At 66.3% G+C, this 12553-nt stretch carries 11 protein-coding genes; 7 read left to right on the top strand and 4 right to left on the bottom strand.

Annotation, left to right across the window (positions count from 1 at the left end; translation table 11 throughout):
* The first annotated feature begins 161 nt into the window (after nucleotides 1-161).
* The 6 genes from RPS27_RS34935 to RPS27_RS34960 all read left to right on the top strand — a co-directional run bounded on the left by RPS27_RS34935 (nucleotide 162) and on the right by RPS27_RS34960 (nucleotide 6486).
* A complete protein-coding gene (locus tag RPS27_RS34935; protein WP_194407133.1) occupies nucleotides 162-1154 on the top strand; it encodes a tripartite tricarboxylate transporter substrate binding protein in 993 nt (330 codons plus the stop codon).
* Nucleotides 1155-1327: 173 nt separating this feature from the next.
* The gene (locus RPS27_RS34940) at nucleotides 1328-1819 is read left to right on the top strand and encodes a tripartite tricarboxylate transporter TctB family protein (RefSeq protein ID WP_211417668.1); all 492 of its coding nucleotides are present in this window, start codon (nucleotides 1328-1330) and stop codon (nucleotides 1817-1819) included.
* 6 nt (nucleotides 1820-1825) lie between these two features.
* Nucleotides 1826-3337, top strand: coding sequence for a tripartite tricarboxylate transporter permease (locus RPS27_RS34945; protein WP_211417669.1), 1512 nt, complete (start codon nucleotides 1826-1828; stop codon nucleotides 3335-3337).
* Nucleotides 3338-3388: 51 nt separating this feature from the next.
* Nucleotides 3389-4378 carry a methylmalonyl Co-A mutase-associated GTPase MeaB gene (gene meaB / locus RPS27_RS34950; protein ID WP_212067167.1) on the top strand — a complete coding sequence of 330 codons (990 nt, stop codon included), beginning with the start codon at nucleotides 3389-3391 and terminating at the stop codon, nucleotides 4376-4378.
* On the top strand, nucleotides 4375-5040 hold the full coding sequence (locus RPS27_RS34955; protein ID WP_212067168.1) for a pyroglutamyl-peptidase I: 666 nt from the start codon (nucleotides 4375-4377) through the stop codon (nucleotides 5038-5040). Before meaB ends, RPS27_RS34955 begins: the two co-directional genes overlap by 4 nt.
* A 75-nt stretch (nucleotides 5041-5115) precedes the next feature.
* On the top strand, nucleotides 5116-6486 hold the full coding sequence (locus tag RPS27_RS34960; protein WP_212067169.1) for a TIGR03808 family TAT-translocated repetitive protein: 1371 nt from the start codon (nucleotides 5116-5118) through the stop codon (nucleotides 6484-6486).
* Nucleotides 6487-6620: 134 nt separating this feature from the next.
* Here the strand turns inward: RPS27_RS34960 and RPS27_RS34965 are convergent, their stop codons facing one another.
* From RPS27_RS34965 to RPS27_RS34980, 4 genes are all read right to left on the bottom strand, one after another.
* Nucleotides 6621-7388, bottom strand: a complete 768-nt coding sequence (locus RPS27_RS34965) for a TIGR03809 family protein (RefSeq protein ID WP_212067204.1) — start codon at nucleotides 7386-7388, stop codon at nucleotides 6621-6623.
* 525 nt (nucleotides 7389-7913) lie between these two features.
* Nucleotides 7914-9629, bottom strand: coding sequence for a S8 family serine peptidase (locus tag RPS27_RS34970; protein ID WP_285811999.1), 1716 nt, complete (start codon nucleotides 9627-9629; stop codon nucleotides 7914-7916).
* A 16-nt stretch (nucleotides 9630-9645) separates the two neighbouring features.
* On the bottom strand, nucleotides 9646-10341 hold the full coding sequence (locus tag RPS27_RS34975; RefSeq protein WP_212067171.1) for a hypothetical protein: 696 nt from the start codon (nucleotides 10339-10341) through the stop codon (nucleotides 9646-9648).
* Nucleotides 10338-10907, bottom strand: a complete 570-nt coding sequence (locus tag RPS27_RS34980) for a sigma-70 family RNA polymerase sigma factor (protein WP_212067172.1) — start codon at nucleotides 10905-10907, stop codon at nucleotides 10338-10340. The genes RPS27_RS34975 and RPS27_RS34980 overlap by 4 nt, the downstream gene beginning before the upstream one ends.
* A 456-nt stretch (nucleotides 10908-11363) precedes the next feature.
* On the opposite strand from RPS27_RS34980, the gene RPS27_RS34985 reads away from it, so the two are divergent.
* Nucleotides 11364-12521 carry a GGDEF domain-containing protein gene (locus tag RPS27_RS34985; protein ID WP_211417676.1) on the top strand — a complete coding sequence of 386 codons (1158 nt, stop codon included), beginning with the start codon at nucleotides 11364-11366 and terminating at the stop codon, nucleotides 12519-12521.
* Nucleotides 12522-12553: the final 32 nt, after the last annotated feature.

Below are 12553 nucleotides of genomic sequence, written 5' to 3' on the forward strand. Positions count from 1 at the left end.
AACCCACCCGATTTCCGATTGCACATCCGATGGGCATGCGGTTTTCACACAACATGTCGATCTCATTGGTAGCGCTACCTTGCGGCGGCGCTGCAAAGCCGACTAGAATGTCGTCATTGACAAGAGCGCCCGACGTCACGGGCGCCGCTGGGAGGCATTCAATGTCCAAGATTTCGCGCCGCACCTTTGCGGCTTCGACCGCCGCCGTCGCGGCATCCGCCGCTTTCGGGTTCAAGCCGGCACTCGCACAAGCCTATCCGGCCCGTCCGGTCACCGTGATCGTGCCCTGGGGCGCCGGCGGTGGCACCGATGCGACCGCGCGCATCGTCGCTGCGCTTCTGGAAAAGGACCTCGGCCAGCCCTTCAACGTGGTCAACCGCACCGGCGGCTCCGGCGTGGTCGGCCATAGCGCGATCGCGACCGCGCAGCCCGATGGCTACACCATCGGCATGCTCACCGTCGAAATCTCGATGATGCACTGGCAGGGCCTCACCGAGCTGACGCCGAAGAGCTACACGCCGCTGGCCCTCATGAACGAGGATCCCCCGGGCATCCAGGTCTCGTCCTCCTCGCCCTACAAGACGGTCAAGGAGCTCGCCGAGGCGATCAAGGCCGCCCCTCCCGGCAAGTTCAAGGCTTCGGGCACCGGCCAGGGCGGCATTTGGCATCTGGCGCTGGTCGGCTGGATGCAGGCGATGGGCCTGCCCGCCAACCAGGTCGCCTGGGTGCCGTCGAACGGCGCCGCGCCCGCGATGCAGGATCTCGCCGCCGGCGGCCTCGATCTCACCACGTGCTCGGTTCCGGAGGCGCGCGCCATCATCGAGGCCGGCAAGGCCAGGAGCCTCGCCATCATGGCGCCTGCGCGCAATCCGGTCTTCAAGGACGTGCCGACGTTGAAGGAGGCGATGGGCATCGACTACGCTACCGGCGCCTGGCGCGGCATCGGCGCACCGAAGGGCCTGCCGCCGGAGATCGCAACCAAGCTCACCGCGGCGCTGAAGAAGGTCTACGAGTCCGCCGAATTCAAGGACTTCATGAGCAACCGCGGCTTCGGCACCGTATGGGGCGATGCAACCCAGTTCGCGGGCTTCATGGACAAGGGCGACGCCCAGATGGGCGAGGCGATGAAGGCGGCGGGCCTCAGCAAGGCTTGATTTTTTCACCTCGCCCCGCTTGCGGGGAGAGGTCGAACTCGAGCTTCGCTCGAATTCGGGTGAGGGGGAGCTTCCACGAGTCCAACTCTCACCGTTGTCGCGGAGACTCCCCTCACCCCACTCTCTCCCCGCATACGGGGAGAGAGTGGACTTCTCTCACAGGACTTCTCTCCATGCGTCTTCCCGACTCCATCACGGGATCGTTTCTCGTCGCACTCGGCGCTGCGGCCGCCTATGGCGGCTATATCCTGCCGCCGGTGCCGGGCCAGCCGGTCGGCCCCAACGTGTTTCCGCTGGTGATCGGCAGCGGGCTCGCGCTGTGCGGGCTCGCGATCGTGTTCGGGATCGGCCACTCCTTCGAGGAAGAGGAAGAGCTGATCCCGCTGGAGGACGGCCAGGCCGCAGCTCCGCCGCCGCAGAGCAAGCTCTACGGCCTGCGCGCGTTGCTGCCGCCGGCGCTGCTGCTGTTCTACGTATTTGCCGCCGACCGGCTCGGCTTCATCATCACCGCGGCGATCATGGTCTATGTCACCTCGACCGCGCTCGGGGCCAAGTGGAAGCTGGCGCTGCCGCTCGCCGCGCTCTCGCCATTCGCCATCCACCTCATCTTCGGCAAGTTGCTGCGTGTGCCGCTTCCTGCCGGCCTGCTGCCGACGCCCTGGTAATTCTCCATGCTCAAGACCCTGATTGAAGCGTTCGCCTTGATCTCCACCTGGGAGGTCATCATCGCGATGGTCGCAGCCTCCGTGTACGGCCTCGTGATCGGCTCGCTGCCAGGCCTGTCGGCGACGATGGCGACCGCCCTGCTCGTTCCCGTCACCTTCTACCTGTCGCCGATCGCGGCGATCGCGACCATCGTCGCGGCCTCCTCGATGGCGATCTTCTCGGGCGACATTCCCGGCGCGCTCTTGCGTATTCCCGGCACGCCCGCCTCCGCCGCCTATGCCGATGAAGCTTACGCCATGACGCGCAAGGGCCAGGCCGAGCTCGCGCTCGGCGCCGGCGTGTGGTTCTCCGCCGTCGGCGGCATCGCCGGCGTGCTGTCGCTGATGATCCTGGCGCCACCGCTCGCCGAGATCGCGCTGTCGTTCTCGACCTTCGAATATTTCTGGCTGGCGCTGCTCGGCCTGATGTGCGCCACGCTGGTGGCGCGCTCCTCGCCGGTGAAGGCGATCGCCGGCATGTTCATCGGCCTGCTCGTCTCCTGCGTCGGCATCGAGAATCCCGGCGGCGTCCCACGCTTCACTTTCGGCCTCACCGATCTGTTCGGCGGCATCGAGCCGATCCCGGCGCTGGTCGGCGTGTTCGCGGTGGCGCAGGTGATGCGCGCGATGCTGACGCCGGAACCGCCGCCCCTGCCACGCCGAAAATTCGGAAGCATCATGGCGGGACAGTGGAAGCTGACCAAGCAGTATCACTGGCAGATGACGCGCGGGAACATCGTCGGCATCATCATCGGCGTGCTGCCGGGCGCCGGCGCCGACATGGCTGCCTGGGTGTCCTACGCAATGTCGAAGCGCTTCTCCAAGGAGCCGGAAAAGTTCGGCACCGGCCATGTCGAAGGCCTGGTCGAGGCCGGTGCCAGCAACAATGCCAGTATTGCCTCCGGCTGGGTGCCCTCGCTGCTGTTCGGCATCCCCGGCGACACCATCGCCGCGATCGCGATCGGCGTCCTCTACATGAAGGGGCTCAATCCCGGCCCGACGCTGTTCACCGAGAAAGCGTCGAGCATGTACGCGATCTATCTGATGTTCATCATCGCGAACATCCTGATGATCCCGCTCGGCATCGCCATGATCCGGGTCGCCGCCTACATCCTGCTGGCGCCGCGCGCGGCCATCATGCCGATCATCATGCTGTGCTGCGCGGTCGGCTCGTTCGCGATCGGCAACAACATGTTCGGCGTCGTCACCGTCGCCGCCTTCGGCGTGATCGGCTATGTCATGGAAGCGAACGGCTATCCCGTGGCCGCCATGGTGCTTGGCATCGTCATGGGCACCATGGTCGAGCAGGCCTTTGTCACGTCGCTGATCAAGTCCGACGGCAGTATCCTGCCGTTCTTCGAGCGGCCCGTCGCGGCCATCCTCGCGTCGATGGCGATCGGCGCCCTGCTCTGGCCGGTGATGGTCTGGGTCTGGCGCAAGGTGAAACCGGCGCAAGCCGCGGCAGCAACAAGCAGGTGATTTGAGGCGAGCGGCCCTCGCCTGCCCCGCATCGGCGTTGTAAAGCAGGGCATGACTGAGAAGAAGGCCTCGCTCGACATCAAATCCCTCGCCAAGGAGCTCCGCGCCGGCAGCCGCGCGGCCCTCGCCCGCGCCATCACGCTGGTGGAGAGCCGGCGCGGCGACCATCAGGCGCTGGCGCGCGAACTGGTGCAGATGCTGCTGCCGGACACCGGCAAGGCATTCCGCGTCGGCATCACGGGATCGCCCGGCGTCGGCAAATCCACCACCATCGATGCGCTCGGCACGTATCTCATCGAACAGGGCCACAAGGTCGCAGTGCTCGCGGTCGATCCGTCCTCGGCGCGCAGCGGCGGCTCGATCCTCGGTGACAAGACGCGGATGGCGCGGCTGTCCGCCTCCAGCGACGCGTTCATCCGGCCCTCGCCGTCCTCGGGCACGCTCGGCGGCGTCGCGGCCAAGACGCGCGAGGCGATGCTGCTGTGCGAGGCGGCCGGTTTTGGCGTCGTACTGGTCGAGACCGTCGGCATCGGCCAGTCCGAGACCGCGGTCTGTGACATGACGGACTTCTTCCTTGCGCTGATGCTGCCGGGCGGCGGCGACGAATTGCAGGGCATCAAGAAGGGCCTGGTCGAGCTCGCCGACATGATCGCGATCAACAAGGCCGACGGCGACAATCTCAAGCGCGCCAAGGTCACGGCCGCCGACTATCGCGGCGCGCTGCACATTCTCAGTCCCCGGTCCGAACATTGGCATCCTCCGGTCGAGACCTATTCGGCGCTGACCGGCGACGGCATCGCAAAGCTCTGGCAGAAGGTCCTCGACCACCGCAAGGCGATGAATGCCTCCGGCGAGTTCGCCGCGCGGCGTCGCGAGCAGCAGGTGAAATGGATGTGGTCGATGCTGGAGCAACGCATGCTGGCGCGGCTGCGCAGCGAGGCATCGGTGCGCGCCAAGGTGAAGAAGATCGAGACTGAAGTCGCCGAAGGCCACCTCACCCCGGCCCTCGCCGCCGAGCAGATTTTGGAGTTGCTGCAATGAGCGACAGGCTCCGCGTTCTCCTCACCGGCTTCGGGCCGTTTCCCGGCGCGCCCTACAACCCGACCCAGCCGCTGGTGGCGCGGCTCGCGCAATTGCGTCGGCCAGCGCTCGACGATGTCGAGCTGTTCAGCCACATCTTCCCGGTCGCCTACGCCGCGGTCGATCGGCAATTGCCTGACGTGCTCGCGAAAGTGAGGCCGGATGCGCTGTTGATGTTCGGCCTCGCCGCGCGCACGCCTTACCTGCGCATCGAGACCCGCGCGCGCAACGCCGTCACCATGCTCTGGCCCGATGCCGCCAACACCCGTTCGAGCAAGCGCGGCATCACAGGCACCGCGGACGCCATGGCGTTCGGCCCGCACACGGCAAGGCTGCTGCGCGCCGCGCGCCTCACCGGCATCGACGCGCGGTCCTCGCGCGATGCCGGCGCCTATCTCTGCAACTATTTGAGCTGGCGCGCGATCGAGAACGTCAAGGCCGGTGGTCCGCAGCTTGCGGCGTTCATCCACATCCCCCTGCTTGGGCGCAGCGGCGCGTTGCGACGGAAGGGCGCAGCCCGGATCACGCTGGAGGAACTCGTTGATGCCGGCGAGGCCATGCTGATGGAGATGGTGGGGTTGGCAAGGAAGCGACGGAACACGCTGGCACCTCCGCCGCGGTAAACGTTTAACCCTACCGCGAACAATCCCCGCGCCCGCGTCCGCCCTGCGCTACCTAATCCGCGCGGAGGACGCGTCATGGACCTCAATCGCCGCCACCTCATCGGAGCTTCCACTGCCGGCATCGCCGGTGCGCTGGCCATGCCGGCCGACGCCGCGCGCGCGGCGCCGCTGACGTCCCTGCTCGGCCGCGATGCCACGCAATACGGTGTGCGACCCGGCAGCAGCGAAGATCAGACCCGCGCGCTGCAGCGTGCGATCGACGAGGCGGCGCGAGCGCAGATGCCGCTGGCGCTGCCGCCCGGCGTTTATCGCAGCGGGCTGCTGCGGTTGCCGAACGGCGCACAATTGATCGGCGTGCGCGGCGCAACGAAACTCATCTTCACCGGTGGAGCTTCGGCGATCCAGAGCGACGGCTCCGATGCGATCGGCCTCACCGGCCTCACCTTCGACGGCGCCGGCATCCCGCTGCCGACGCGGCGCGGGCTGATCCATGTTCTGGGCGGCCGCGACGTCCGCATCACCGATTGCGAGGTCACGAGATCGGGCGGCAGCGGCATCTGGCTCGAGCAGGTGTCCGGGGAGATCGCCGGCAATATCTTCACCGACATCGCGGTGACGGCGGTGGTGTCGTTCGATGCCAATCGCCTCAACGTCTCCCGCAACACGATTCTCGGCACCAATGACAACGGCATCGAGATCCTGCGCACCGCGATCGGCGATGACGGCACGCTGGTCACCGATAACCGCATCGAGAACATCAAGGCGGGCCCCGGCGGCTCCGGCCAGTACGGCAACGCCATCAATGCTTTCCGCGCCGGCAACGTGATCGTGCGCGGCAATCGCATCAAGAACTGTGATTACTCCGCCGTGCGCGGCAACTCCGCCTCGAACATTCAAATATCAGGCAACAGCGTCAGCGACGTGCGCGAGGTCGCGCTTTATTCCGAGTTCGCGTTCGAAGCCGCGGTGATCGCCAACAACATTGTGGATGGCGCGGCCGTCGGCGTCTCCGTCTGCAATTTCAACGAGGGCGGCCGCATCGCGGTGGTCCAGGGCAACATCATCCGCAATCTGATTCCGAAGCGGCCGATCGGCACCGCGCCGGATGACGATGCCGGCGTCGGCATCTATATCGAGGCGGATTCGTCCGTGACCGGGAACGTGATCGAGAACGTGCCATCCTACGGCATCGTCGCCGGCTGGGGCAAATATCTGCGCGACGTCGCGATCACAGGCAACGTGATCCGCAAGGCCCTGGCCGGAATCGGCGTCTCCATCGTGCCGGGCGCCGGCATTGCGCTCGTCAACAACAACATGATCTCGGAGACTCCGCGCGGCGCCGTCGTCGGCCTCGATCACGCGCGTGCCGTGACCTCGGATCTGTCGGCAGAGGGCGCGCAGCGATTTGCGCAGGTGGTGCTCGGTGGAAATGCGGTCCGAAGGTAGGCGCGGCTGACAGCCGGCCGTTCATCCTTCGAGCCTCCCCATGGGACGCGTTGCGTCCATGCCTCGCACCCTCCAGCGACAACCGCTTCGCGGTTGCGCGGGGATGACGGATGCAATCCCTTGCTGAGCGTCTCTTAGAACGCGTTCCGCAGCAGCGGGTACTTGGCTTCCAGGCCGTCGAGGCTGAAGGTGAATTCGACGACGCGCTCGGGGGCTGCGACGATTTCCTCGGCCGGCGGGGTGAATTGCGGCAAGAGCGCCGCCATCGCGGCAGGCGCGGCCCTGGGCGGCTTCGCGGCAGGTACCGCCAGCGGCGGCTTCACGTCCGGCGCGGTGAACTGAGCCATTGCGGCGGGCGTGTCGAGCGGTGACCTCACGGCGGGTGCGGTGAGCGGGGCCCTCGCAGCGGGAGCCCTGAGCGGTGGCACCTCGGCCGGCGCGGTAAATGACGCCAACGCTGCGGGCGCGGCGAGCGGCGCGAGCGGGGCTTCGGTGATTTCGGCAAGAACGTTCGGCTTGGGATCAAGCCTGACCGGCACGGCGGTCTCGGAGGCGATATGGACGGCCTTTGGCTGCAGGGTCTTGGGCTGCAGGGTCTTGGGCTGCAGGGTCTTGGGCTGCACGGCCTGCGCCTGCTGCTCACGCGGAAATACGCGGGGCATGGTCGCCGGCGACCAACCGAATGCCGGCGTCACGCTTGCGGCCGCCTCCGCGACGTCCCCGCCGGTTGCGAGCGCGCGCCAGGTCTGGACGGCGCGCTTGGCTTCCTGGATGTTTTCGAGGAATGCGATCTCGGAATGATAACGGCGCCAGCGGCCGGTCTCGAACATTTCGGAGAGATGCTGCAGCCGCTGCTCGGCGAGAGCGCACCAGCGCGCCGCGACGTCGCGGCCGCCGGCCACGGCGCGAATAGACGCGCCGTTAGATTCTTGGCGAAGTGTCATAGACCAGCCCGTCAGGAGAGAACACGGACGCGGGGACGCAACGCACACGAATCAATTTAGAAGCGACATGAATATTTTGTGGAAAAGTTTTGACTTGTCCAGCAACGACACCCCGCGCGTCGCCAAACTCCGTAGTCGTGCGGATATTTACTGCGTTTTCGAGTCAAGCTTCGCACAAGCATAGCGGGCTTGCGGCGTGTCGCTCGAGCGGCGGCCGGAATGCCGACGCGACCTTTCAACCGAAAGCTGAACGCATGCAGAGTTTCAAAAAATCGGACGCCCAAAAAGAAAAGACCCGTCCGGGGGGACAACCGGACGGGTCGAGCCATATGGGCGCTTGGGGTGGATGGGCGCTCGCGCCTGATATGACTGATGGGGAGGGATGACCGCTCCCACATAATTTGGTCGTGGCAGCGGGCTGAACGTTCAACGCGGGGTTCGCTTTTTTGAGCTTCGCTCTGCCGCGCAGCTTTGCCGCAGCCGCTAGCGCGTCGCCGGCCTATCCGCCTGAGAAACCGTGGCTTTATCATCCGCGCTCGACAGCGAGGGTTGTTCGATCGCGCGGCTATTAGGCTCGTCGCGACGCTTGCCGGCATCTTCACGTTTTGTTGTACCGGACGCAGCCGCGACCGGCGTCGCGTTGTCGGCGGGGACGGCCATGACCGCGGCAAAGGCATCGGCCTGCCCGTCGCCGAACAGCTCGTCACGCCCGGGCGAGCCGAGGTCGCGCGCAGTCTTCGAAAGCGTCATGCGCAACGCTTCCGGCTTCAGGGCGTAGTTGCGCTCGAGCAGCAACGCCGCGACGCCGGAGACATAGGCGGCCGAGAACGAGGTTCCCGAGGTCATCTGGTATTTGCCGTCCGGCGCCGGCAGGAAGATGTCGACCCCGGGCGCTGCGACGGCGATGTAATTGCCACGGTTGGACGCGGTGAACAGCCTGTCCTGCTGGTCGGTCGCGCTGACCGCGATCACGTTGGGATTGGCCGCCGGATAGAGCGGCGGCGATTTCGCGCCGGCATTGCCGGCGGCCGCAATCAGCACGAGGCCGCGCGCGGCGGTCGCCGCGATGGCGCGCTCGATCACCGCGTCCTTTGGACCGGCAAAGCTCATATTGACGATCTGCGCGCCGTGCTCGGCGGCGTAATTCAGCGAGCGCAGGATGATGTAGGACGAGCTTTCGGCGCCGCCATTGGCACCGCCAAAGGCACGGATCGCGATGATGCGCGCCTCGGGCGCGCTGCCCATCAGGCGGGCATGCGCCACGATCGCGCCGGCGATGCCGGTGCCGTGGACGTGCGGCCCCTCGGCGCTGCCGAGCGCATCGAAATTGTCGGAGACGGAATCGGCGAGCTCGGGATGCTTGGCGTCGATGCCGGAGTCGATCACGGCCACCGTGACGTTGGCGCCGTGCGCCAGCGTATGCGCCTGCGGCAGGCGGAGCTTGGCCAGGGCATATTGCGCCGGGTCGCCCTCGCTCTGCGTCGTCGATTTCTGGTCCTGGAGCACGTACCGGAAGTTCGGCTGGACCGAGCGGACACTGCCGTCGGCCGCGAATTCGCGTTTCACGGTCTCGTACGGTCGGCCGTCCGTGATGCGGAACAGGCCGAACGTCGCCCCGATCAGCGGGAAATTCTCCGAGGAGACGCGCGTCAGGCCGTGCCGGCGGGCAAGCGCGTCGGTGTCGCCAGGCGACAGCGTGCCGTCGATCTCCGCCACGAATTCGTTGGCGAAGCTGCGCAGATTGGCGGCGCTTGGCGTGGCATCGCCCCGGCCCTTGCCGGCGCTCTTCTTGCCGGATTTGGCTGAGCCACCGCCGCCTGCATTCGGCTGCGCCAGGCATTCGCCATCGGCATCGCGATAAGGCGCGGTGCAGGCCGGGTACAGGTTCGGCGAGTAGTGCGCATAGGGCAGCACCGTCGTCGTCGGCCGGATGCGCGACGTCGTGGTGTGGGGAATGGTGGCCATCGTCCGCGGGCCGCGGCCGACGCTGACCGCGCGCGCGGCGATATTGGGACTGACCCGCGGGGTGATGTTCGTGGAGATGGTCGGCGTTCGCGAGGGCACGCTGATCGTGGGCGTGCGCATGATCGCCTGCGCCTGTGCAACCTCGACGCCGAGACAGGCGGCGATCAGAAGCGCAGCGCCGACCGATGAAGCGTAGGCCCCGGCGCGCACCCTGCTCTCGGATTTGCCCGTCATCGGTTCAGCGGCGCGCCTAGGGCGCCGCGACGGCAAGGTTGACGAACTTCTCGCGCTGCATCCTGCCGAGCAGCGAAGCGAGCTCGTCCCGGTTCATGGCCTTGTCGAACTGGAGGCGGAACATGCCGCCCTTGGCATCTCCGATGATCGAGGCCTGGTAGCTGTCGAGCAGCCCGGTGATGTCGGAGACGCGCGCCTCGGGCGTGAAGCGCACCAGCGCGCGGGCCGGCGCGGTGGCGCTGCCAAGCTCGCGCGTGATCGGCGCGCTGGTCGAGAGCGAGGCGGTCTGGAAGGTCGCGGGTTGGTTCTTCATCAGCACGGCGCCGATGATGCCGGCCTGCAGCACGAGCGCGACGGCGCCAAGGCTTGCCGACCACGCCAGCGTGCGCGGCGACAGGCTCGCGAAGAAGGTCGAGATGCGCGCCGACAGCGGCAGCGAGCCGCTCGCCCGCGCCGGCTCGGCGTCGATGGCGGCGAACAGCTTCTGCATCGCGCGCGCCGACGGAGCGCCCAAGCTCTCGTTCAAATGAATGGTCTCTTCGTATTCGCCGCGGGTCACAGCATATTGCTTGGCGAGCTCGGGATCGCGCGCCAGCGCTTCCTCGACACGGCGCGCATCGCGCGCGTTCAGCGTGCCGGCAGCGTGCCAGGGCAGCAGCAGTTCAATTTCACTGGGCTCATGCTCCAGCATCTTCTTGCTCAAAGCCATCATGGCCAGCCTCGCTCAACGCCGGCTGCCTTCAGCAGTTCGGCCAGTTTCTTGCGCGCATAGAACAAGCGCGTCTTCACAGTGTTCTCGGGTATCCCGACGATTTCGGCCACCTCTTCCACGGACTTCTCGTGGTAGTAGACGAGATCGACGATTTCCCTGTGTTCCGGCGAGAGGCCCGTCAGACACCCTCGCATCGCTTCACTGGTATCCTTCTTCTGAACCACCGTTTCCGGATTGTCGGACGTGTCCTCAATCGCGTTCGCGGCGTCTTCGTCCAGTTCGAAATCCTTCCTGCGCCGGAGCGCAGACAGGGCCTTGAACCGGGTAATTGCCAGCAGCCAGGTGGAAACGGCGGATCGGCCCTCGAACTTGCCGGCTTGACGCCAGACGTCGAGAAACACCTCGCTGATGAGGTCTTCCGCCGCCTGCTCGTCTCGCACGAGCCTCAGCCCGAAACGATACACCCTGACATGATGCCGCCCGTACAGCACCTGCATGGCGAGCCGGTCACCTTGAGCGATCCTGGCGATCAGGACCTCGTCCGAAGCCGCCTGTGTCACGCTCAATTGCCGTCTCGCAAAGTTGGTCGGGTCGATACGGCGGACGGTTCGACGGGGGGTGCAAAATTGTTCAACATACCGCAGTCATACGGGCGCCTGTGTGATCCACCCCACATACGCGCGTTTTTCTCGTCCCGCCCGCGGCGGTCGGCCGCTACAATCCAGATCGGTAACATAATACTGAGATACTTCCCTGCGGAATGCCTGTCCGGCACAGGCGGCCCGGCCTCATCCGGTTCCCATAGCAGTTTTGCCCGACAGCAGTCCTGCCCGACATATGTCGCGCCAAGCGCGACTTTGGCTCGACCGCATCGCAGCGGATGCCTGATCCCCGGTAAAATTTCCTCCGCCGACCCATCACCCTGTTCCGTGCTGCACGGTTCGGATTCGGTTTCAAAAGGATACCAAACCTAAAGGCTTGCCACGTAGATTTTTACACTGACATCCACCATTGGCGGGACCATGAGCACGGCCGCGACGTCCTTTCCCGAGAGGAATGCCGCTGAGGTCGCGGATCTCGTCCTCGCGCCCGAGGCTGCGGCCTCCGAGGTCCAGGCGCGCCGGACCCGGCAGCGCCGCCAGATGTATATCGGCCAGGTGGCAAGCTATTCGCTGGGCGCCTCGGTCCTGCTGCTCTACGCCTTTGGCGGCGCGGTCGACATGGCCGTTCCGTCGCTGTTCTGGCTCGGCGGCCTCCTGATCATCGGCACGTTCACCGTGCTGTCGGAAGCCGGCTTCGGCGACCGGTTCGAGGATCATTACCTCACCGTGTTCCAGATCTCGGCGCATATGGCGCTGCAGCTGGTGTTCCTGCTCGCCGTGCCGACGGTCGGGGTCGCGTTCCTCGCCGTACTGTTCCTGATCTTCGCGTTTGGCACGCTGCGCATGACCTCGCGCCAGGCGATGGTCACCTGGGGCCTTGCCACCTGCGGGCTCGCCCTGGTCTTCCTGGGCTCGGACCTCCCGATCGGACTGCCGGTCGGGACCCGCCTGGAGCGAACCGCCTCGATGCTCTGCTTCGTGCTGGTGATCGGCCAGTGCGCCTTTCTCGGCCTGTTCGGCGCCACCCTGCGCAAGATCCTGTACCGGCGCAGCATCGAGCTGAAGGCCGCCTATCAGCGCATCGAGGAACTGGCCGAGCTCGACGAGCTCACCGGCTCCTACAACCGCCGCTGCATCATGCGCCTCCTCGACGTCGCGATCGAAAAGTCGCGACAGGCCTCGACGCCTTGCGCGATCGCGCTGATCGATCTCGACTGGTTCAAGCGCATCAACGACGCCCACGGCCATCCCATCGGCGACGAGGTGCTGCGCACCTTCGCGATCACCATTTTCGCCAACATCCGCCCGGCCGACAGCTTCGGCCGCTACGGCGGCGAGGAATTCCTGCTGCTTTTGCCGGACACCCCGGGCGACGCCGCACAGCGCATGCTCGATCGCCTGCGCAGCATCGTCGCCGATCTCGACTGGAGCGCATTCTCTCCGGGCATGCACGTGACCATTTCCGCGGGCGTCGTCACGCTGCGCGACAATGATACCGCCGACACGTTTCTCGCGCGCGCCGACCGCGCGCTCTATTCCGCCAAGGCGCAAGGGCGCAACCGCATTGCAACGAGCTGACCAATCCATTTTCCTCCGGTGCGGCAGAAGCC

The organism is Bradyrhizobium sp. WYCCWR 12699 (assembly GCF_032144035.1).
Taxonomy (GTDB): domain Bacteria; phylum Pseudomonadota; class Alphaproteobacteria; order Rhizobiales; family Xanthobacteraceae; genus Bradyrhizobium.